The 21,621-nt window shown below is 41.9% G+C and carries 18 protein-coding genes and 2 pseudogenes; 9 read left to right on the top strand and 11 right to left on the bottom strand.

The window, feature by feature from the left end:
• Positions 1 to 25: 25 nt before the first annotated feature.
• From J7I93_RS11555 to J7I93_RS11520, 8 genes and pseudogenes are all read right to left on the bottom strand, one after another.
• A complete protein-coding gene (locus J7I93_RS11555; protein WP_214726009.1) occupies positions 26 to 1,855 on the bottom strand; it encodes an ABC transporter ATP-binding protein in 1,830 nt (609 codons plus the stop codon).
• Complete coding sequence (locus tag J7I93_RS11550; RefSeq protein WP_214726008.1) at positions 1,848 to 3,578, bottom strand: ABC transporter ATP-binding protein; 1,731 nt, start codon at positions 3,576 to 3,578, stop codon at positions 1,848 to 1,850. The genes J7I93_RS11555 and J7I93_RS11550 overlap by 8 nt, the downstream gene beginning before the upstream one ends.
• A gap of 230 nt (positions 3,579 to 3,808) precedes the next feature.
• Positions 3,809 to 4,788: pseudogene (locus tag J7I93_RS11545) on the bottom strand (glycerophosphodiester phosphodiesterase family protein).
• Positions 4,789 to 4,892: 104 nt separating this feature from the next.
• Positions 4,893 to 5,603 carry an ABC transporter ATP-binding protein gene (locus J7I93_RS11540; RefSeq protein ID WP_214726007.1) on the bottom strand — a complete coding sequence of 237 codons (711 nt, stop codon included), beginning with the start codon at positions 5,601 to 5,603 and terminating at the stop codon, positions 4,893 to 4,895.
• The gene (locus J7I93_RS11535) at positions 5,596 to 6,369 is read right to left on the bottom strand and encodes an ABC transporter ATP-binding protein (protein WP_214726006.1); all 774 of its coding nucleotides are present in this window, start codon (positions 6,367 to 6,369) and stop codon (positions 5,596 to 5,598) included. Before J7I93_RS11535 ends, J7I93_RS11540 begins: the two co-directional genes overlap by 8 nt.
• Positions 6,341 to 7,318, bottom strand: coding sequence for a branched-chain amino acid ABC transporter permease (locus J7I93_RS11530; protein WP_214726005.1), 978 nt, complete (start codon positions 7,316 to 7,318; stop codon positions 6,341 to 6,343). The genes J7I93_RS11535 and J7I93_RS11530 overlap by 29 nt, the downstream gene beginning before the upstream one ends.
• 12 nt (positions 7,319 to 7,330) lie before the next feature.
• Entirely contained in the window at positions 7,331 to 8,206 is an 876-nt protein-coding gene (locus J7I93_RS11525) for a branched-chain amino acid ABC transporter permease (RefSeq protein WP_214726004.1), read from the bottom strand.
• Positions 8,207 to 8,309: 103 nt separating this feature from the next.
• A complete protein-coding gene (locus tag J7I93_RS11520) occupies positions 8,310 to 9,464 on the bottom strand; it encodes an ABC transporter substrate-binding protein (RefSeq protein ID WP_214726003.1) in 1,155 nt (384 codons plus the stop codon).
• A 275-nt stretch (positions 9,465 to 9,739) separates the two neighbouring features.
• Here J7I93_RS11520 and J7I93_RS11515 point away from each other — a divergent pair, with 275 nt between their 5' ends.
• The 3 genes from J7I93_RS11515 (at position 9,740) to J7I93_RS11505 (ending at position 13,655) form a co-directional block, all read left to right on the top strand.
• Positions 9,740 to 10,657, top strand: coding sequence for a proline dehydrogenase family protein (locus J7I93_RS11515; RefSeq protein ID WP_214726002.1), 918 nt, complete (start codon positions 9,740 to 9,742; stop codon positions 10,655 to 10,657).
• Between the two features lie 186 nt (positions 10,658 to 10,843).
• A complete protein-coding gene (putP, locus tag J7I93_RS11510; RefSeq protein WP_214726001.1) occupies positions 10,844 to 12,307 on the top strand; it encodes a sodium/proline symporter PutP in 1,464 nt (487 codons plus the stop codon).
• 118 nt (positions 12,308 to 12,425) lie between these two features.
• Positions 12,426 to 13,655, top strand: a complete 1,230-nt coding sequence (locus J7I93_RS11505) for a PucR family transcriptional regulator (RefSeq protein ID WP_214726000.1) — start codon at positions 12,426 to 12,428, stop codon at positions 13,653 to 13,655.
• A gap of 504 nt (positions 13,656 to 14,159) precedes the next feature.
• Here J7I93_RS11505 and J7I93_RS11500 read toward each other — a convergent pair.
• Together J7I93_RS11500 and J7I93_RS11495 are read right to left on the bottom strand one after the other, a co-directional pair.
• Positions 14,160 to 14,447 (bottom strand): hypothetical protein, encoded by a 288-nt coding sequence (locus J7I93_RS11500; RefSeq protein WP_214988586.1) that lies wholly within the window; start codon positions 14,445 to 14,447, stop codon positions 14,160 to 14,162.
• Positions 14,437 to 14,622: a histidine kinase gene (locus J7I93_RS11495; RefSeq protein WP_214725999.1), complete on the bottom strand. Its 186-nt coding sequence runs from the start codon at positions 14,620 to 14,622 to the stop codon at positions 14,437 to 14,439. The genes J7I93_RS11500 and J7I93_RS11495 overlap by 11 nt, the downstream gene beginning before the upstream one ends.
• Before the next feature lie 241 nt (positions 14,623 to 14,863).
• Here J7I93_RS11495 and J7I93_RS11490 point away from each other — a divergent pair, with 241 nt between their 5' ends.
• Entirely contained in the window at positions 14,864 to 15,712 is an 849-nt protein-coding gene (locus J7I93_RS11490; RefSeq protein WP_214725998.1) for a YitT family protein, read from the top strand.
• A 63-nt stretch (positions 15,713 to 15,775) separates the two neighbouring features.
• Here the strand turns inward: J7I93_RS11490 and J7I93_RS11485 are convergent, their stop codons facing one another.
• The gene (locus J7I93_RS11485; RefSeq protein WP_214725997.1) at positions 15,776 to 16,282 is read right to left on the bottom strand and encodes a ferritin; all 507 of its coding nucleotides are present in this window, start codon (positions 16,280 to 16,282) and stop codon (positions 15,776 to 15,778) included.
• 203 nt (positions 16,283 to 16,485) lie between these two features.
• Between J7I93_RS11485 and J7I93_RS25630 the strand changes: the two are divergent.
• The 5 genes and pseudogenes from J7I93_RS25630 to J7I93_RS11465 all read left to right on the top strand — a co-directional run.
• Positions 16,486 to 17,013: pseudogene (locus tag J7I93_RS25630) on the top strand (protoglobin family protein); the annotation flags it as partial.
• A gap of 51 nt (positions 17,014 to 17,064) precedes the next feature.
• Entirely contained in the window at positions 17,065 to 17,778 is a 714-nt protein-coding gene (locus J7I93_RS25625) for a methyl-accepting chemotaxis protein (RefSeq protein ID WP_483297131.1), read from the top strand.
• Positions 17,779 to 17,884: 106 nt separating this feature from the next.
• On the top strand, positions 17,885 to 18,514 hold the full coding sequence (locus J7I93_RS11475) for an NAD(P)H-binding protein (protein ID WP_214725995.1): 630 nt from the start codon (positions 17,885 to 17,887) through the stop codon (positions 18,512 to 18,514).
• A gap of 15 nt (positions 18,515 to 18,529) precedes the next feature.
• Positions 18,530 to 20,137 (top strand): FMN-binding glutamate synthase family protein, encoded by a 1,608-nt coding sequence (locus tag J7I93_RS11470; protein WP_214725994.1) that lies wholly within the window; start codon positions 18,530 to 18,532, stop codon positions 20,135 to 20,137.
• A 638-nt stretch (positions 20,138 to 20,775) separates the two neighbouring features.
• Positions 20,776 to 21,606 carry a 5'-methylthioadenosine/adenosylhomocysteine nucleosidase gene (locus J7I93_RS11465; protein ID WP_251025811.1) on the top strand — a complete coding sequence of 277 codons (831 nt, stop codon included), beginning with the start codon at positions 20,776 to 20,778 and terminating at the stop codon, positions 21,604 to 21,606.
• Positions 21,607 to 21,621 lie beyond the last annotated feature (15 nt).

Here is a 21,621-nt window from a genome sequence, read left to right as displayed (position 1 = left end):
CGCAGCGGGCTGGGGACGAACACAGTCAAGCATGCGCCTCCGCTGCAGCTTTACCATGCAGCTGATAGTAAAAGCCCTCCTGCTTGAGAAGCGATTCATGCGTACCTTCTTCAAGAATACACCCCTCTTCAATTACAAAAATCTTATCTGCATTTTGAATGGTATTTAAACGATGGGCAATGACGAAGCTGGTCCGGCCCTTCATCAGCTCCTGCAGGGCATCCTGTATTTTTAGTTCTGTCACAGTATCAATGCTGCTTGTTGCCTCATCCAGAATCAAAATGCCTGGATTAGCGAGGAATGCCCTGGCAATAGATAACAGCTGTTTTTGCCCCTGGCTGATACCGGTTCCGTCCTGGCTTAAAACAGTGTCGTATTGCTGGGGAAGCTTCATGATAAAAGAATGGGCGTTAGCGAGCTTTGCTGCTTTCACCACTTCTTCATCTGACGCGTCCAGCCTTCCATAGCGGATATTTTCACAAACCGTACCCTTGAACAAGAAGGAATCCTGCAAGACAAAGCCCATATTCTTCCGTAGACTTTCTTTTTTCACAAGGGAGATATCCTGGCCATCTATTAAAATGCTTCCTGTGTCCAGCTCGTAAAAACGTGAAAGTAAATTGATCATAGTTGTTTTTCCTGCACCGGTCGGACCTACGAAAGCAGCCGTCTGCCCAGCTTTCACATGGAGGTTAACATTCCTTACCGTGTTGCCATCCTCTTCATATGAAAAAGATACATTGCAAAACTCGACATTTCCTTTAATATGCGAAAGCTCTTTAAGATCCTTTTCATTCTTAAACTCTTCCTCTTCATCCATAATGTCAAATACCCGCTCAGCTCCTGCGATCGCAGACAGCAGCGTGTTAAATTGGTTTGCCAGGTCATTCAACGGACGGGTAAATTGACGGGAATACTCGGTAAATATGACAATGACACCAATCGAAATCATACCGTTTAGAGCAAACACGCCCCCTATCCCCGCAATGATGGCAAAGCTAAGGTTATTCAGGACATTCATTAGCTTCGGAATAAACCCTGAATAGGTCTGGGCCCAAAATCCTGCTCTTCTAAGCCTTTCCCCTTTTTCATGGAATTCGGCAATGACCTTTTTTTCCTGTGAAAACGTTTTGATGATTCGTTGTCCTGATATCGTTTCTTCAATATAACCATTCAGCTCGCCCAGATTTCTTTGCTGCTCCTTGAATAGTTTTCCTGTCCTCTTTGTAATCCATTTCATGCCAAGAAACATTAATGGAACAATAATGAGCGTAATCAGCGTCAATAGCGGACTCAGCCAAAGCATCACAGAAATCGTGCCAATTAGGGTAAGCAAACTGGAGAACACCTGGATAAACGAGCTATTCAAGGTAGAGCTGACATTCTCGATATCATTGGTAACCCTGCTCATTAATTCTCCTTGCTGCCGTTTATCAAAGAAAGGAATCGGCAGCTTATGCAAATGTCTGAAAAGCTTTGTTCTCATCGTAAAAACAGTCTCTTGTGCAATGCCGATCATCCAATAGTTCTGGAACCAGAGTGAAAGCGAGTGAAACACATAAATCACTGTCAGCCCTGCCAGTAAGGTGATAAAACCATCGCCATTTTGTGTGACAATATATTCATCAATGGCCACCCCCACTAAAAATGGGCCTAGCAAAGCCAATGCCGAACTGATGAGCACCATGAGAAGAACGAGGAACAACAGGATCTTATTATAGGAAAGAAAGGTCCAAATCCGCTTTAAAGTTGCCCCCATATTTTTTGATTTCGCCTTTTTTCCTGGTGAAACCTTTTCGTCAAGCTGGAGAGGAATTTTTTTATATTGGAATGGTCTTTTCAGCTGTTTAAGCATAGTCTCTATTCTCCTCTCCTGATTGGGATTGGAAAATCCTTTTATATAATCCGGATGTTTTTAGCAAGCTGTCATGATCGCCTTCAGCCAGCAGCTTTCCATCCTCCAGAAGCAAAATCCGGTCCGCTTCAATTGCGGTGCTGATTTTCTGCGTGATAATCAATGTCGTGCAAGTATACTCCTTTAGAGCGTCCAGCAGCTTTGCTTCTGTTTTCATATCCAGCGCGCTTGTGCTGTCATCGAGCAGCAAGATTTTCGGAATTCTCACAAGAGCCCGTGCAATCGACAATCTTTGTTTTTGCCCGCCGGATAGATTAACACCCTTTTGCCCCACTCTTGTATCATATTGCTGAGGAAGCTTCATAATGGTTTCGTGAATTTGTGCATTTACAGCTGCTGCAGTAATCTCCGCCATAGTAGCCCCTTCCTTGCCCCATGAAATGTTTTCTTTCACACTTCCTGTAAAAAGCAAGGCTTCCTGCGGCACGAAACCGACCTTCCTGCGGAGGTTTTCCATTTTCATCTCGCGGACATCATGCCCATCAATTTTAACTTTTCCTCCAGTTACATCATAAAGTCGGGGAATGAGCTGGAATAAAGAGGTCTTGCCCGCTCCTGTGGCACCCAGAATGGCGACCGTTTCACCGGGATTGATTTGAAAGCTGATATCCTCGAGAACCTTTTCAGCCGTTCCCGGATATTGAAATGAGACATTTGTGAATTCAATTTTTCCTTCATTTACTGTTAAATCTTTGCGGGAGTCCGAAAGATCTGCTAAATCAACCTCTGTTTCCAATACCTCAGTGACACGATTTGCAGAGGCACGGGCTCTAGAAAAGGCCATAATAATCCAGGAGAAGATCGAAAAAGCTGCCGTTATCCTAGTCGCATAGTTGACAATTGCGACAACCTCTCCCACCTTCACATCCCCTGTATTGACCTGAATGCTTCCAAACCATAATACACCCAGAATAGAAAGGTTCATGATCAAAAGCAGCACCGGCATAGTTACTTCCATAAGCCGCAGTGCATTGACTGTTCCATCTCTGAGATCCTTATTGGTTTCTGTAAAACGTTTCACCTCGTGCTTTCTACGGACAAAAGCTTTTACTAAACGAATGCCTGACAAATTTTCCTGCATAACACTATTTACAGCATCCAGTTTTTCCTGAACCCCTTTAAACATTACTCTGCCTTTGCCCATCACCCAAAACAGGAAAAGAAACAGAAAAGGGGCCATTATTGATAAAATGAGCGCCAGTTTTACATTCACAACAAATGCCATCCCAAGGCCGCCGATAATTAATAGCGGCGCTCTCATCATAATTCTAAGACTCATGAAGACTGTATTTTGCAGCTGTGTAATATCATTAGTCATCCTTGTGATCAGAGAAGAAGTAGGGAAATGGTTAAAATTGGCAAAAGAGAAGGATTGCACTTTTTCATATAAACTTTTTCTAACATCAAAACCGAAGCTTTGGCTAACATGGGCAGCATAGAAGGAATTGATTACACCTGCAGCAAAAGCGGCAAAAGAAGCTCCGACCATGATTCCTCCCCATTTCATAACCTCCTGAAGATCATTTTTCATAATACCGTTATCTATGATCTTTGCCATTAACAATGGCTGAATAAGCTCCACCACAAGCTCTGTCAGCATCAGCAATAGAGCAACCATCACCGCAATCCTGTACGGCTTTAAGTATGATAAAATCCTCACCATTCGTAGTCCCCCAAGCTGTAGTTGCAAAATTTAATATATGTATAAAAAGGCATCTGAAATCCTTCGGTAAACTAAATAAAAGAATGCTATAAATATAATATCCCTTTTTACAAAATTTTTAAATAATTTAACAGTAAAAAAATTAGAAAAGGGCAGTCTCCTTAAACTCCTGTGTGAAGATGCCCAAGTTAACAGTCTATAAAAGCAGAAAGCTTGGATTACTCCAAGCGTCAATTTCCCTTATAGAGGGGTCCGATTAGATCAATCCGGTTTGTCCATATCCCCCCGGAATAGTCAGCAGGAAGCCGTTCCAGATCTGCTGGTTTATCAAACCCTTCAGACCAGCCGCCGTCGCCTGCAACCACGATGACATTTGTACCAGCTTGATCCATACGATTTAAAAACTTATTAGGCCAGCCCCACATCCATTTTGAATAAGCTTCAGGGATATGCAGCTGCGTGTCTTTACAGGAATTAGGAATATATCCTGTCCAGCCAGCAGCCAGATAGGGCAAGAGACAGCTCTTCAGGGTTGCCTTTGACATCACACGCATACCGGGCATTTTCTCCTGAAGCGCAGCAATAGGCTCATCTCCCCCATATACCGTTATCTCCTGCAGCCGGCTTTCCGGGAAATTTGAAAAATATTCAGCAAGCTGTCTTCCTTCATTCGGATCATTGCTTTTAATATGGATTAAAAACTTGCCTTCCGGAAAATACTTCATTACTTCATCAAGCGAAGGCATAAGCCCAGTTCCTTTTCCGCGAAACGGAAAAGTTATTCCCTTATCGGCTGTATAGCCGTATCCAATGTCGAACTGTTTCAGCTCATTCATTGTATGTTCCCTGGAACCCCCTGGCCATCTGTCCGGCATTCCAGTGTCCAATCATGAAAAACAGCAAACTGGCCATCTTTTGTTGGCTGAATGTCCAACTCTACTACATCAGCTCCGGCTTCAAAAGCTGCTTCCATGGATGGAATTGTGTTTTCAATAAAAGGATGTTCAGGTTCATAAATTCGCTCTGCCGTACACGTATCCCCGGTTATTCCTTCCATATAAAAGGTCTGTGTCATTCCTCTATGCGCCAGCAGCAAGGGCTTTTCGTCTCTTTCCTTAGTAAACAAGGAGCTGTTATTGGCAAACATAAACACAGCAAGAATGATAAGAAACAGGAACATTCTTTGAAAAAACTTTTTAATCCTTTTCATCTATCCTCCAAAATGGTTGCCTTAATATAAAATCGATTTTAACATACTCTTACCTTCCAACATACAAAAGACCAAATCAATAGATTTGGCCATCAATAAATAGATTAACTTGATTTCCGTCCCAGATAGGCTTCCATGATTCTTGGATCATTCAACAGCTCCTGGGAACTTCCTTCTGCTACGATTTTTCCGGTTTCCAGCACATATCCATAATCGGATATGCGCAGAGCCTGTCTTGCATTCTGCTCTACCAGGAGGACTGTTGTTCCAGCTTCATTAATTTCTTTTATAATTTTAAAAATATCAGCCACGATCAGCGGCGCCAATCCCATAGATGGTTCGTCAAGGAGAAGTAGCTTTGGCTTGCTGAGAATGGCTCTGGCAATAGCGAGCATTTGCTGCTGCCCGCCTGATAAAGTCCCCCCAAGCTGTTTCTGTCTTTCTTCAAGAATCGGGAACCTTGCCATTACATTTTTAATATCCCGGTCAATTTCATTGTCCTTTCGGTGATATGCCCCCATTTCAAGGTTTTCGAGCACTGTCATCCCTGAGAGGATCTGCCGGCCTTCCGGAACAAGAGCAATTCCTTTTCTCAGCAGCTGATCAGGCCGTAGCCCCTTTACTTCCTCACCTTGAAATTCAATGCTGCCCTGCTGCGGTTTCAAAAGCCCGGATATGGTCTTCATGGTCGTTGTTTTCCCGGCTCCGTTTGCTCCAAGAATGGTGACAATGCTTCCTTCTTCCACCTCCAGACCAATGTTCTTAAGGACCTGGATTTTACCATAAAAGGCGGAAATGCCGTTTACTTTAAGCATACAAATCTTCCTCCTCGCTGCCGAGATAGGCTTCGATGACATCAGGGTTATTCTGAATGTCGGCCGGTGTTCCTTCTGCAATCTTCTTGCCGAAGTTAAGTACCGCAATGCGGTCGCATAATTTCATCACAAGGGGCATATCATGCTCGATTAACAGCACAGTAATCCCCTGCTCCTGAATTTTTTTAATAAGTTGAAATAGTTCGCTTGTTTCTGTTTCGTTCATTCCAGCTGCCGGCTCATCGAGAAGTAGAAGCTTGGGGCTGCTGGCCAATGCTCTGGCTATTTCCAATCTTCTTTGCTGGCCGTATGCCAGGCTGTCCGAGATTACATCTGCATATCCTCCCAAACCAACAAATTCAAGCAATTCATTTGCTTTGCGGCGGATTCTCTCCTCTTCCTGACGCTGGTTTTTTGTCCGAAAGACACTGCTTAAAACCCCTGATTTGCTCCTGCAGTGCTCCCCTACCATTACGTTTTCCTCTGCAGTCATTTGCGGAAATAGACGAATGTTCTGGAATGTCCTGCAAATGCCTTTTTTCGTGATTAGATGCGGCTTCAGGCCATTTATGTTATCTCCGTTAAAAACAATTTCACCGGAAGTGGGTGAGAACATCGATGTAATCAAATTGAACATCGTTGTTTTACCTGCGCCATTCGGTCCGATCAGTCCAAAGATCTCTCCCTTATTTATTGAGAATGAGACATCAGAGAGAGCACTCAGCCCGCCAAAGTTTTTACATGCTTTTTTGACTTGAAGTACCATGCTTTTGCCCCCTCTTTGACGTTTTCAGCTTGATCCAGTTTAAGATATTTACATCAATGAGCCCCTGAGGACGGACAGCCATCATAATAATGATGATTAATCCGTAAATCATATAGCGGTATTCGCTTATAAAACGGAGCACTTCCGGCATGACGGTCAAGAATAGCGCCCCAAATACCGGTCCCCAAATAACTTCACTGCCCCCAAAGACTGCAAAAATTAAAATTTCGACTGCACGGTGATAAGCAAAATCAGCAGGGCTTATGTAAGCAAGCACGTGCGCAAACAATGTGCCGGCAAATCCTGCTACTAATGCGCCTTGTGCAAACGCAAGAACTTTGTAATAAGTAATATTGATCCCCATTGACTCCGCTGCTTTTTCATCCAGCTTAATCGCTGCAAAAGCCCGTCCCACACGAGATCGATTTTGCCTTCTGAAAAACAGGACAATGCTGATGGTAATGAGTAATAACAGCAGGAAGATCGTAAGGAAAACAAATTGGTTGTTTTGCAGGCCTAGCACCTTTGGATCGAAGCCAAAGCCTTTTAGTGTATTCAGGATTTCACGTCCCATATGTGGAATCCCTGATAAGCCAACTGCCCCCTTTGTCAGCGACTCCCAGTTAACAAAAATAACACGAATTACTTCTCCAAAGCCAAGAGTAACAATCGCCAGATAAACTCCCTGTAGCCTTAAAGTTGGAATTCCGATCATAATCCCGAACAAACCTGCCATTAAGGTTCCTGCCAATATCCCCACAATAATCGGCAGATCAAAATTCAGCGTCAAAAGTGCGGAAGTATATGCGCCGATCCCCATAAACCCTGCATTCGCAAGGGACAGCTGACCAGTTGATAGCGTAATATAAATGCTTACTCCTAAAATAATATTGATTAATATGAAGGAAGCAACCTGTAAATGATATGGATTGATTAATTCTGCAAGCATGGATTCACCTTCTTACGCTGAAATTTTTTGGCCAAACAATCCTTGCGGCCTAATGAGAAGTATGACGATAATGGCCACAAAAGCGATTGCGTCCTTGTAGCCGGAATTGCCGTAGACCACAACAAAGGTTTCTGCTAATCCAAGGATCAGCCCCCCTGCCATTGCACCTTTGACATTTCCCATACCGCCTAGAATGATGATGGCAAGCCCTTTCAGCCCTATGGACAATCCCATTTGCGGCGTAACAGAGTTAAAAGCCATCCCGACCAGGATGCCTGCAATTCCACCCATAGCCGATGCTATGATAACAGTCATCGTAATCGTTCTTTTTACATCAACGCCAAGAAGGCTTGCTGTTTCAAGGTTTTCAGCAGTTGCCCTTAACGCCTTGCCTGCCTTTGTTTTGCCAAGCCAAAAAGAAAGTGCGTACATAAGAATGACAGATATGATAAAGATGACAATCTGCACAAGGTATACGGTTATCGATCCGATCTGGAAGCTTATTTCAGCGAATGAAGCCCGGAATGGATGATTGCCTGGACCAAAGAGATGATGGGACAGGTTTTCCAGTAATATTGAAACACCGATTGTACTGATTAATGGCGCCAAATGTGAAACACCTTGTTTGCTTCGCAGCGGCCTTAGAGCAAAACGTTCAAGCATATACCCCATTGCAGCTGTAACCAATATAGCTGCAATGAAGGCGAGCCAAAGCGGCCCTTTGAAGGTAGCAGTCACCACAACACCTATAAAGGCGCCAAACATAAAGATTTCTCCGTGTGCCATATTAATAATGCCAAGCACTCCAAAGACTAATGTGAACCCTAGTGCAACGATTGCATAAATGCTGCCCAGGGTTATTCCGTTTATTAATTGTTCCACTAACAAGGCTATCCACCTACTATCATTTTTTATATAAAGCTTTGAATCTCATTTTTAAAAGTAAAGCTCTGGCACTATTTGGCGCCGGAGCTTTACTTGGAAACCATACTTATTCAAAAACCTTGAAAGCTCCGTCTTCAATCACCAGGACAGTTGGATCCATTACGACATCCCCTTCTTCATCAAAAGAGAACTCACCAAGGATTCCATTAAAGCCCTGGACCTCAGCCAATGCGTCCCGAAGTGCATCACGGTCATTTTCACCGGCATTTTTCAATGCTTCTGCCATAATGTAAAGCGCATCATAGGCCTGAGCTGCAAATTGGTCTGGCTTTTTGCTGTATTCTTCTTCATATTTGTTTACAAAATCCTGAACCTTATCATCTTCTTTTTCACCGTACCAAGGTGTTGCCACAATTAGCCCATTTGCAGCATCACCTGCGATATTGATTACTTCAGGTGAATTAAAGCCGTTTCCACCTACAAAAGGAACATCAATCCCCATTTTGCGGGCCTGGTCCATTATGACTGCCCCTTCGTTATATAGAGCAGAAGCCAAAATCAGATCTGGATTTAAACCTTTTATTTTCGTTAACTGTGCATTATAGTCGGATTGTCCTTTTTGGAAAGTTTCAATCGTTAATATTTCGAGGCCCTTTTCTTCTGCAGCCTTTTTCATCGTATCAAAGCCCGATTTTGTAAAAACATCATCATTTCCATATAGGATTGCTACTTTTTTAGCATCATATTTTTCAATCGCTTTGTCGATTGCAGCCGGGATGGCCAGTGCTTCAGGCAGCGAGTTGCGGAATACATAATCCCCGATTTGCGGGATGCCTTCTGCTGTAGTTGATGTTCCCATGATTGGCACTCCGTTTAGATCTGCTTCAGGGCCAACTACATTCATTTCTGTACTTAATGTAGGCCCGATAATGCCTGTCACATTCTCTGAATTCATCAATTTTTGAGCTGCTGTCAAAGCTTGGTCCTGCTTGCCGGCTGAATCTTCAATAACAAGGTTTATCTCTACCTCACCTTTGCTGTTAATCTCTTCCTGCGCTAGTTTTAACCCGTTGGTGATCGCTTCCCCATAAGCTGCTCCAGGTCCGCTGATATAGGAAATAACTCCAATATCCGCTTGGACTGCTCCTCCGCTGCTTTGCTCCTCTTTATCCCCAGCAGTCTGGTTGCCGCCGCATGCAGATAGGACCAGCAAACTGGACAATGCTGTAAATTGGGCAAATTTCTTTAACTGTTTCTTCATTTTTTAACCCCCATTTTTCAGAAATAAATAAATATTCAAAACTATATTACTATTTAAATACAAAAGCTTGGCAATGTAAATAATAATATGGAAACTTTTCTTACATATTATTTTTAAATCTATATCGGCATCTCGGCATTTTGGAAAATCTCACCTTCTATTGTCTTCTATCAACAAAAGTTGGCCAAAATCTTTGTTTTTCCGGAACATTGCCGGTACTTGTCACAGAATTGTAAGATTAATCTAAAGATAACCAAATGGAGGTGCTTGATGAAATGGAAGCGATTACAAGAGACTTCTTTCTATTTTTATCTAAAAATAGCTTTTTAAATAAACTAGCCCAAAATAGAGGCGGAAGTTTTGCGGCAGGAAAACTAATAGGCGGTGTGGATTTTAAAAGCAGTGTACGCTTTATAAGGGACTTGAACACTCAAGGACTTTCGGTTACTGTTGACCATTTGGGCGAATTCGTTGATTCTGTTGAGGTGGCGAATGAACGGACAGAGGAATGTATCTCTACTATTGAAATGATTAGCAGAGAAGGATTGGATTCTCAAGTATCCCTTAAAATGACCTCTCTCGGTCTGGATATTGATCATGATCTCGTTGTTAAAAATATGACTAGAATCCTGGACACAGCTGAAAAGCACAATATTATGGTTACGATTGATATGGAGGATGTTCCCCGCTGTCAGGCAACGATAGATTTGTTTAAGCTATTTAAAGAAAAATACAGTTGCGTGAGTACGGTGTTGCAGGCTTACTTATACAGGACTGAAAAGGACCTGAAGGATCTAGGCAAGTATCAGCCTTTTTTACGGCTTGTAAAGGGAGCATACAAGGAGTCACCTGAACATGCCTTCCCCGAAAAGAAGGATGTGGACGAGAACTATAAGAAGCTGATTGAACAAAGCCTGCTAAATGAAAATTATACGGCAATAGCTTCTCACGATGACCAAATCATAGAGTATACAAAAGAACTGGCAAAAAAGCATAACATTCCAACTGACCGTTTTGAATTCCAGATGCTTTATGGCATGAGAAATAAAACCCAGCTGGAATTGGCAAAGCAAGGCTATAGAATGCGCGTTTATGTGCCATACGGAATGGACTGGTACGGCTATTTCATGAGACGGATGGCTGAACGTCCAGCGAATATCGCCTTCGCTTTCAAAGGGATTTTCAAAGGATAATTCTCTGGAATTATTTCTCTTTCAAAATATTAAAATCCGGCTATAATAGAATCAAAAAACTATTTGAACAATACAAATGCAAGATATCCTAAGTAATGAGAAGGCAAAGCCAAACGCTTTCTCATAGCTTGTTTTATCTAAATATTTACAAAATTGAAGTACAGAATTATTAAAGGGGGGTTATGTATGGATTATGCATTGCTTATATCCATTACCGTCTATATGATTGGAATGCTTTGGATCGGCTATTATGCCTATAAACGAACTTCCAATCTATCAGACTATATGCTTGGCGGACGAACTCTTGGTCCTGCGGTTACAGCATTAAGTGCCGGTGCATCCGATATGAGCGGCTGGCTGCTGATGGGGCTTCCAGGTGCCATGTATGCCACAGGTTTAAGTGCATCCTGGATTGTTCTCGGCTTAACGCTTGGAGCATGGGCTAACTGGCTGTATGTTGCACCAAGACTGCGTACCTATACTGAAGTTGCCAATGACTCCATCACCATTCCTGGGTATTTGGAAAACCGTTTCGGTGATACATCCAAAATTCTTCGCCTGATTTCAGGATTAGTTATCATGATATTCTTTACATTTTACGTTTCATCAGGCATGGTTTCCGGTGGAGTTTTGTTCCAAAGTACTTTTGGGCTGGATTATCACACAGGCTTGTGGATTATCACTGGTGTTGTTGTAGCCTACACACTTTTTGGCGGTTTTCTTGCCGTTAGCTGGACAGACTTTGTCCAAGGTTTAATCATGTTTATTGCATTGATTCTCGTACCATTAGTGACACTGTTCCATGTAGGCGGGTTCGGTCCCGCTATCGATACAGCAAGATCCATTGATCCGGCACTGCTTGATATCTTCACAGGGACAAGCCTGCTTGGCATCATCTCCCTGTTTGCCTGGGGTCTTGGCTACTTCGGACAGCCGCATATAATTGTCCGCTTTATGGCAATCAGTTCGGTAAAGGAAATCAAAAAAGCCACCCGCATCGGGATGGGCTGGATGATTTTCTCAAGCATTGGCGCAATGCTGACAGGATTCATCGGCATTGCCTATGTTGCGGACACAGGGATAAGTCTTGAGGATTCAGAAACCATTTTCATCTTATTGGGTGATGTCCTATTCCATCCGATTATTACCGGATTCTTAATTGCAGCGATCCTTGCTGCCATCATGAGCACGATTTCTTCCCAGCTGCTGGTAACTTCCAGTTCACTGACAGAGGACTTATATAAAACTTTCTTCCGCCGTTCAGCATCTGATAAAGAGCTCGTTACGATTGGAAGATTATCTGTATTACTTGTTTCAATTGTTGCATTGATCATTTCATGGGAGAAAAATGAAACGATTCTTAACCTTGTTGGCTATGCATGGGCAGGTTTCGGGGCATCATTCGGACCGTTAATTCTCCTTAGCCTGTACTGGAAGCGTATGACTAGATGGGGCGCCTTAGCCGGAATGGTTATCGGGGCAAGCACCGTTATAGTTTGGTCAAGCGCTGGCTTATCCGGTATCCTCTATGAAATGATTCCAGGCTTTGCTGCCAGCTTCATTGCTATCATAGTCGTAAGCCTTCTAACAGCAAAACCTTCAACAGAAATAGAAAAACAATTTGAAGACTTTGAGAAATCATTTAAATAACCTTTATCGCAGGACTGGGCCAGAACGGCCTAGTCCTTTTATTTTCGACAAAATTCGGGTGGTACCTGGTACCGATTTTCTCTATAATAAAAAACAGCAATACTTAGGAGGTAGCCGTATGAGCCAGCCGCTGGAGAAGATCCTTAATATATCAGATATAGATGAAATAACGGAAATGGTCAGTACTTTTTTAAAGAAGCCGGTTGTCATCGAGGATGAGCAGTTTTCGCTGCTTGCTTACAGTTCATACTATATCGAGCATTTTGATCTGGCCAATCAGCAGACAATTTTCTCTAAAAGGTGGCCCATTCCCATCTTAGAAAAGTTTATGGATGAAGGTATTGTCGATCAGCTGAAAACCATTCCAGAGCCTTTTCGCATAAAGAGGATGGAAGATATCGGACTTAACCAGCGTGTGGTGGTCAGCGCTAAATACAAGGATCAGATTTTAGGTTATATTTGGGTTCAGGAAACAGATGGCTTGCTATCGGAGAATGAAATGAGGTTTTTGCTTGAAATCTCTTTTCATATTGGCAAGCTTCTTTATCAGAAAAACTTACTAAAGCTGCGCAAAGATGAGGAAAAACATCAGTTTTACAGAAAGATCATTGACCGGACATACCACACGGAAGACCAAATCAAATGGGAAGCAGCCAATGTGAAAATCATCCTGCCGGAGGCATTTCTTATAAATGTATTTACCGTTGCCCAGGCAGACGAAGAAATTTTTGCCGAGCTGACGGAAACAGTGCGCCTGTTTGCGAACGCACTCAGCCATCCGGCTCACATTTTTACAAATCAGCTTGAGATTATCGTCTTGATTGGCAGCAGTTCTCCGGCGCCAGGAAGCCTCTCAGAAGATGCACATGAATTGACAAACACCGTCCTCAGCCAATTCAAGCTCCAAGCAGTATATGCAGGAATCGGAGGTGAATATACGTCCATCCTTAAACTGCGAAAAAGCTATGCAGAGGCACAAGAGGTCATAAAAGCAGCGAAATTTATCGGGTCGCCTGAAGAATTGCCATATGAATATAAGAAATTATGGGTATTTCGCTATTTGGAGCCTATTGCACAGCATAACAGCAAGACGAATTACGTGAATGAAGACCTTTTGAAGCTGCAGAAAAAAGACCAGGAAAGCCAGACGAATTTACTCAAAACTCTTGAGGTATATTTATTAAACAACTGCCGTCTCAAGCCCACTGCAGAACAGCTCTTCATTCACGCAAATACATTAAAATATCGAATGAAGCAAATTACAGATCTTACTGCAATCGATTTTGACGACTTTAACACAAGATGCCAGCTATATATCGATTTGCAGCTCCTAAAACGGAAAAAATAAGGCTGATTCCTTGAAGGGAGTCAGCTTTTGACTTTAATGGGCAATTACTGGTTTCAGCCTGTTACTTTAGCTGTTTATTCTGTTCTTTTCTGAATATCGTCCTCATGAAGCACTTATGATGACTTTTCTTCACTTTTACTTCTGTATTTCGGCTTCATGAACCCTTTATGGCGACCTTTCTTCACTCTGATTTCTTTATTTCGGCCTCATGAACCCTTTATGGCGACCTTTCTTCACTCTGACTTCTGTATTTCGGCTTCATGAACCCTTTATGGCGACCTTTCTTCACTTTTACTTCTGTATTTTGGCTTCATGAACCCTTTATGGCGACCTTTCTTCACTCTGATTTCTGTATTTCGGCTTCATGAACTCTTTATGGCGACCTTTCTTCACTCTGATTTCTGTATTTCGGCTTCATGAACTCTTTATGGCGACCTTTTTTTTCACTCTGATCTCTGTATATATCGCGGTCTTTTTCCCTCTAGGCCATTGGTAAAGAATAATTTATCTCCCTCTAAATTTCCCCGGATTTTCCACCCTGACAGATATGATTTCTCCGCATTTTAAACAAAACTGATATATTTTGAGAGACCCTGTTGAAAACTTGCTATTTAAAGGTTTAATCGGCATAAAATCAGTGCCTTCAGCGAAGTCTGTATTTTTACATTTTGGACATTCATCTTTGTTTGACATCATCTCAACTCCTCCCCCTTTAGATACGGATCCCCTGTCAAAAAAGTTCCAAAAAATAACCTGTCCCCCATACAGAGGAACAGGCATTTTAGTTTTCATCTTTTTCAGGCTTAAACAGAAAATACGAAATTACACCCGATAAGAGCGCTGCACCGGCTGCTATTAACATTCTGATTGATAGGTCTATTTGCTGATAATCCTTGCTAAGCATCCACATAGCCGCAGCTGCTACCAGGACCATGATCGGAATCACGATGAGCTTTCTATTTTTCAAGATTTCTTACTTCCTTTCATTGCACTTCAATATGGCAGGTTTGTCTACATTCTATTATATAAAAAATGAGAGCAAATGGATAATTACACACCTTTATTGCAACCCCTTCCAATTGTCATAATTATTAAACCTTATTTTTTTGTCCACATTCCCTTTACAAAGGGTGTTTATGGGCTATATAATCCCGTTGTTCCACTTTTTACGGAAAGCGAAAAAAATGTTAGAAAAGGAGGTTGCGGCGATGCGACAAAAAATACTTTCCTTTTTATTGATAAATCTAGGAGCATTCCTTGTTTCAATAAATGTCCACTTTTTCTTGTCTCCCAATAATTTAGCAACAGGAGGAGTCAGTGGATTGTCGATTATAATGAATGATTTGTTTCCAGGGCTCTCAATTGGAACTTTCATGATTCTTGTCAATATTGTTCTGTTTTTGGTAGGATTTATTTTTCTCGGCTCGGGCTTCGGCGCCAAGACCATTTATGCAAGCTTCGCCCTTTCGTTTTATGTATGGGTGCTTGAAAATTACGCACCAATCAGCCAGCCGCTAAGCGATGATATTCTCATACAGCTGATTATCGGCCAGTGCATCGCCGCAACTGGGATGGCCATTGTCTTTAACCAGCAGGCATCCACCGGCGGAACGGACATTATTGCCATGATCTTTAATAAATACTTAAACATTGAAGTAGGACGTGGTGTACTTCTGGCGGATTTATCAATTGCTCTATCCTCCACCATCCTATTCGGCCCGCAAGTCGGCATGTATGCATTCTTTGGTGTTATCATAAATGGATTTGTCATTGATTATGCACTTCAGCAATTTAATTCAAATAAAGAAATCGTCATCATCAGCCGTCACAGCGATGAAATTAAAACCTATATTGTCCATGAGTTAGGTAAAGGAGCAACCATCCACACTGCTACTGGAGCCTTTACCTCAGATCAAAAAGAAGTGATTACAACCATCCTTGGCCGCAAAGATTTTACAAGGCTGAAAGGGTATATCACTCAGGTTGATAATAAAGCATTTATTACCGTCCATACCATGAACGAAATTCTCGGTCAAAACTTCAAACGATTAGCTTAAATATATAAAGAAGCCTCATCCGCCGCGGATGGGGCTTCTACTTCTTTTGCCTTTAACTTATCTTTACTCCCCTCCAGGAGAAAAGGTGCGTTTTGCCAGCTCATTTTCAAGCATAAAGAATGCATTGCTGTCATTATCAATCCGTTTTAGCTTCTGAATTAAGCTATCAAATAAAGCTTCTTCCTCGACCTGCTCTTCAATGAACCATTTTAAAAAGGTCATGGTCGCATGCTCCCGCTCATCAAGGGCGATGTCGGATAATTTGTAAATCCGGCTGGTAACTTCCTTTTCATGGGTCAGTCCTTTTTCAAACACATCCAGAACAGAGCTAAAGTTGTTGTTAACTGGCGGAAACCCTTCGACAGTCACCCTTGCACCGATATCATTTAAAAAATTGTAAAACTTCATGGCATGGAAGCGTTCTTCCTCTGCCTGGACTAAGAAAAAGTTTGCAAAACCATCCAGGTTTTCAGCTGAACAATATGCAGCCATAGCCAAATAAGCATGGGCTGAATAAAATTCATAATTCATTTGGCTGTTCAATTCTTTAATTAGTTTATCGCTCAACACCCTAATTCCTCCTATAATCTTTTCTTCTATTACCATTCCCGATGAAGAGTAAATCAAGCGCAATATCCAGCAAAATCGCTTGTGCAGATTAATTATTTTTTGCATGTTCCCGAAATTGTCAATTTCTTGTGAAAAATTTAGTAATATCCCCAGCATGTTTATGGTATTATTTTCCCATTCTATATTATCTGAGGTGCATTTAGTTGTTTTTTAAAAAATCAAACATAATTAGCGAAAATCAAGTCTTCTTAAAAGGAAATGGAGAACTAATCATTCCAAATGGCAGCGATATTGAAAAGCAAATCCAAATGATTGGACTCACCGTGGAGGATCTGCAGATTATTAATGGCCTTCAGCCTTATGTCCAGGAAAACATTGGCGTTATCGTCGACCGCTTTTATGAAAATTTGGAGAACGAGCCTTTATTGTTAAAAATTATTACTGATAATAGCACTATTCAACGATTAAAAATGACCTTAACACAGCATATTACTGAAATGTTTGAAGGCGTTATCGATGAATCCTATTTTCAGAAAAGGTTTCGCATCGCTCATATGCATGTAAGGATTGGACTGCAAACGAAATGGTACATGTGTGCCTTTCAAGATTTGCTCCTCTCTATTATGAATATTGTTGAGGAAAAGGCAGCGGGCAAAACAGCTTACTTTTCCATAATCAGGGCAGTTTCCAAAATTTTAAATTTGGAACAGCAGCTTGTTCTCGAGGCGTATGATGCACAGAACGATCGATTAAAGAAGCAAGTTGAAGAACAAAAAGCGCTAATCCGTGTAAATGTTGCCAGCGCTTCCCAAAATCTTGCCGCCATTTCTGAACAAACCAACGCGTCCTTTCAGCAGCTTCAGTCACAGTCTGAAGAAATTGTTACGATCGCCAATATAGGTACTGAGCTATCGGCGCTTGCAGAAGAAAGGGCACAAAAAGGAAAAGAACAGCTTCTTAAGCAAAACACGCATATGTCGAACATTCAGATCTCTGTTACTGATATTTCTAATGATGTTCAGGTACTTCTGCAGATTTCAAAGCAAATGCAGGAAATCATTAATATTGTAACGGGCATCGCTGACCAAACAAACCTGCTCTCATTAAATGCAGCCATTGAAGCAGCAAGAGCAGGCGAGCATGGCCGCGGATTCTCTGTCGTGGCGGATGAAGTACGCAAGCTTTCCGAAGAGACGAAGAAATCAGTTATAAATGTCTCTTCTCTTATTTCCAACACAAATGCACAAGCAGAAAAATTAACAGATTCGCTGTCCAAAATTAGCGGGGCGGTAAAAGAGGGAAATAGAAGTATGAAGGAAACTGAAACCTATTTCCATGAAATACATACTACTATGGGTCAAACTAAACAGCAAAACAATCAAATTGAAAAGGAACTTCTTTCATTTGTGAATGTCGTGACTGAATTAGGGGATGCGTTTGAACAAGTAGCGTTATCTGCTGATGAATTAACCATGATAACAAGTGAAATGGAATAGATAGATAGATTTGCGCAGCTCCAATTAGAGGACTGCGTTTTTTGTTTAGCCACTTGGGTTTTAAAAGAACCCTTTGTGGAAAAAGGGTAAAAAAGGAGGCGGTTAAATGAAAGTTATTGTAATTGGTGCCAATGGAGATGTTGGTGAGCATGTAGTCAGGAAGCTGTCAGAGAAAAACATAGAATCTCTTGCAGTGGTCGCCACTGAGAATCAAATAGAAGATCTAAAAAAGCTGGGTGCGTCTAATGCAGTGGTATATGACGAGCAAAATCTTTTATCACACCTTCAGTCATCAGATGCTGTCATTTACTTAACAGGTGTCAATCCGAAAAAGCATACAAGCAAAACCGTCATGGTTGACCATCAATCTGTTTCAGATACAATCCAATTGGCGCAAGAATCAGGTGTAAAGCGATTTGTGATGATGAGCGCAGTTAAAGCGGAAGAGAGTGAGAATGAAACATCCCGTAAAATCGCTGCGAAAGATTTGCCTGAGGATATACTGAAGAGCGCTAATTTAGTTTATACAGTTATTCGCCCTGGCCAGCTTACAGATAACCCTGGTACTGAATTGATAGAGGTAAAGAATAGAATACACGATAAAACAGCTGAAATCCCGCGTGAGGATGTAGCCGCTCTTCTCGTTGCATCATTGGATCATGAAGCCGTTTTTAATAAAACAATAGAAGTATCCTCAGGAGATACCCCTATCCATGACGCACTAAACTTAGTTTAATTGAAGGAGGACCATATGAGCTTAACAGATTATCTAGTCATTGCACTATTTATATTTATTGCACTTGTCATTTTAATACCAGTCTTCCTTTTTATCTACTGGTATATAAAAGATGACAGGCAAAAACAGCATTCCATACTCAGAAACTTTCCGGTTATCGGGAAGGTACGGTATATTACAGAAAAAGTCGGTCCTGAATTAAGGCAATATTTGTTTAACAACGATACAGAAGGCAAGCCATTTTCCAGGAAAGAGTATCAGGACGTTGTAAAAGCGGGAAAGTATAAAGAAAGACTAATAGGGTTTGGATCCATAAGGGATTTTGATAATGAAGGCTTTTATATCCGAAATACATTGTTTCCAAAGCTCGTCGATGAAATGAAGGTGGATAACACCAATAAAATTAAAACACGTGTATATAAAGTTGATGGTGACAATTTGTTTTCAAGAAAAGAACATAGTGAAGAAAAACTGGCAGATCCCTTTTATTTGCGTGATGAAGACGCCGTCGTCCTGGGTGAAACCACCTGCCGGCATCCATTCAGAGTTAAGGGACTTGTCGGACAATCAGCCATGAGCTATGGTTCTCTTGGAGAAAAAGCCATCACCGCCTTGTCAAAAGGTCTTGGCCTGGCTGGCGGCACTTGGATGAATACTGGTGAGGGCGGTCTTTCTCAATATCATCTGGCAGGAAGTCCGGATATCATTATGCAAATTGGGCCGGACATGTTTGGCGTCCGAAAACCAAACGGAGAATTTTCATGGGAGGAATTTAAAAAGAAAAGCGAAATCCCTGAGGTAAAAGCTTTTGAATTAAAGCTCGCCCAGGGTGCAAAAACCCGCGGAGGACATGTTGAAGGCGAAAAGGTTACAGAAGAGATTGCCAGTATTCGCCTTGTTGAGGTCGGAAAAACGATTAACAGTCCAAACCGTTTCTATGAATTTGATGATGCCCCTTCCATGTTTGATTTTATTGAAGAACTGCGTAGTGTTGGCGGCAAGCCGGTTGGGATGAAAATCGTAGTCGGTGACCTTGATGCACTCGAACAGATGATTTCATATATGAAGGAAAGCGGGAAAGGCCCTGACTTTATTACAGTCGATGGCGGTGAAGGCGGTACAGGAGCAACCTATCAGGAGCTTGCTGACAGTGTTGGTCTTCCCATCCAATCCGCTCTGACTGTGGTAGACGAAATGCTGAGACAGTATGAAGTTCGCGATCGTGTAAAAATCATTGCCTCCGGAAAACTAATTACACCGGATAAAATTGCGATCGCTCTTGCAATGGGTGCAGACCTTGTCAATATTGCCCGAGGCTTTATGATCAGCGTTGGCTGCATCATGGCTCAAGTTTGCCATACAAATCACTGTCCTGCTGGTGTAGCTACAACCGACAAAAAGCTCCAGGACGGATTAATTGTCGACGAAAAACATTATCGAGTCTGCAACTACGTTATCTCTTTGAGGGAAGGACTGTACAATCTTGCCGCTGCTGCCGGAATTGAGAACCCCACCTTATTCGAAAGGAAGCATATTGTCCATAAAGATAAATTTGGCAGAGTCTCTCCACTCGAAGAAATTCTGCAGGCAGCAAAAAGAACTCAAATGCAAAAGGAAGGATAAAGAAGAAATAAACCTGGTCCCAACTTGGGATTAGGTTTTTTCTTTTCCACACAAAGGGATAACTGGAAGTAAGGTTTCAGATTGTATGGCCACCTATAGTATTTTGCTCATCCGCCCACTGTTTTTTTAGGCTCTTTTCTAAAAGATTGTTGCTTTTAAATACAATCCATAAATAAAAAATTTGTTAAGTAAGTTTGGTTGATTGGGAGCGCAAGGTGCGAGATCCTCGAAAATGCATTCGTTTTTCCTTTGTGCGGTGATCATTCGAGGATGATTATTCAACGTCCACCGGGAGGAGTGGGACAGGTGAGACCCCACAGGCGCTGCGCGCCGAGGATGCTCACCGCCCGCCCCGCGTTCGCTGAGCATCCTGGAGCGGAAATCAACCACTCCTCATTACTTGTTTAAAAGCAACAAAGTTTGCAAAAACAGCCCTTTTTTAAAAATAACCTTTCTACTCCAAATAAACTCTCTTCATTGATTGTGCAGGTAACTTTTCCCATAATTAAATATATCTATAGATTCCCTTGTATTTAAAGGTGAGCTCTGTATAATAAAAGACGAACAATAATATATTTTATTTTGTTATAGTTCGTATTTAAGTTGAGGAAAGTCTATTAAATCATCCAAGGAGTGACATGATGAAGTTTTTTACAAAAGCAACCTTTTTTATCGCACTTATCTCCCTTTTATCCCTATCGTTATTGGGATGCGCCAGCCAGGAAGTCAAGACATCAGATGGGACAGCCCAGGCAGCTAAAAATGAAAAGCCAGCTGTTGGCATTATTGGCCCAATGGCGGAGGAAATTGAAATACTGCACAGCCACATGGAAGTAAAAGAAACCACTGAACTTGCAGGAATGACCTTTTACCAAGGTACCCTCAAAGGGCAAAATATCGTACTTGTTCAATCAGGAATCGGCAAAGTAAACGCTACAATGGCAGCTCAGCTTTTAATCAATGAATTTAAAGTAGAAAAGCTTATCAATTCAGGAATAGCAGGTGCTATCCACCCGGATGTCAACATGGGTGATATCGTTATTTCGACAGACACCGTCCAGCATGACATGGATGAAACGGCAAAAGGCTATGAACCTGGGATTATCCCAAGAATGGACATCGGTTATTTTGAAGCAGATAAAGAACTTGTGCGCCTTGCAGAAAAAGCAGCTAAAAACCTTTCTAAAGAGGTTAATGTTTTTACAGGCCGCATCGCAACAGGTGACCAATTTATTGCCAGCAAAGAAAAAAGTGAATGGATTCTTAACACATTTGAGGCTTACGTTGTAGAAATGGAAGGTGGAGCAGTTGGACAGGTTGCCCACTTAAATGAAATTCCATATGTCGTCATCCGCTCAGCATCAGACGATGCCAGTGAAGAAGCGGTTATGAAGTGGGAGGATTTTAAACAGCTTGCAGTAACAAATTCCTCATCGATCATTGAAACTATGCTGGAGAATATGGAATAATCGAGTAGGAGGGGG

It is taken from the genome of Bacillus sp. ISL-47, assembly GCF_018613175.1.
Classification (GTDB): domain Bacteria; phylum Bacillota; class Bacilli; order Bacillales; family Cytobacillaceae; genus Cytobacillus.
Note: the sequence above shows the minus strand (reverse complement) of the source record. Positions and strands in the feature narration are given on the sequence as shown.

Bases quoted from the DNA above. Each gene is read 5' to 3' on its own strand.
- putP (WP_214726001.1), top strand. From the start codon at position 10,844: ATGGATTATGCATTGCTTATATCCATTACCGTCTATATGATTGGAATG.
- J7I93_RS11550 (WP_214726008.1), bottom strand. From the start codon at position 3,578: ATGGTGAGGATTTTATCATACTTAAAGCCGTACAGGATTGCGGTGATG.
- J7I93_RS11540 (WP_214726007.1), bottom strand. From the start codon at position 5,603: ATGCTTAAAGTAAACGGCATTTCCGCCTTTTATGGTAAAATCCAGGTC.
- J7I93_RS11530 (WP_214726005.1), bottom strand. From the start codon at position 7,318: ATGCTTGCAGAATTAATCAATCCATATCATTTACAGGTTGCTTCCTTC.
- J7I93_RS11515 (WP_214726002.1), top strand. From the start codon at position 9,740: ATGGAAGCGATTACAAGAGACTTCTTTCTATTTTTATCTAAAAATAGC.
- J7I93_RS11465 (WP_251025811.1), top strand. From the start codon at position 20,776: ATGATGAAGTTTTTTACAAAAGCAACCTTTTTTATCGCACTTATCTCC.
- J7I93_RS11505 (WP_214726000.1), top strand. From the start codon at position 12,426: ATGAGCCAGCCGCTGGAGAAGATCCTTAATATATCAGATATAGATGAA.
- J7I93_RS11520 (WP_214726003.1), bottom strand. From the start codon at position 9,464: ATGAAGAAACAGTTAAAGAAATTTGCCCAATTTACAGCATTGTCCAGT.
- J7I93_RS11500 (WP_214988586.1), bottom strand. From the start codon at position 14,447: ATGAAAACTAAAATGCCTGTTCCTCTGTATGGGGGACAGGTTATTTTT.
- J7I93_RS11555 (WP_214726009.1), bottom strand. From the start codon at position 1,855: ATGCTTAAACAGCTGAAAAGACCATTCCAATATAAAAAAATTCCTCTC.
- J7I93_RS11490 (WP_214725998.1), top strand. From the start codon at position 14,864: ATGCGACAAAAAATACTTTCCTTTTTATTGATAAATCTAGGAGCATTC.
- J7I93_RS11470 (WP_214725994.1), top strand. From the start codon at position 18,530: ATGAGCTTAACAGATTATCTAGTCATTGCACTATTTATATTTATTGCA.
- J7I93_RS11475 (WP_214725995.1), top strand. From the start codon at position 17,885: ATGAAAGTTATTGTAATTGGTGCCAATGGAGATGTTGGTGAGCATGTA.
- J7I93_RS11535 (WP_214726006.1), bottom strand. From the start codon at position 6,369: ATGGTACTTCAAGTCAAAAAAGCATGTAAAAACTTTGGCGGGCTGAGT.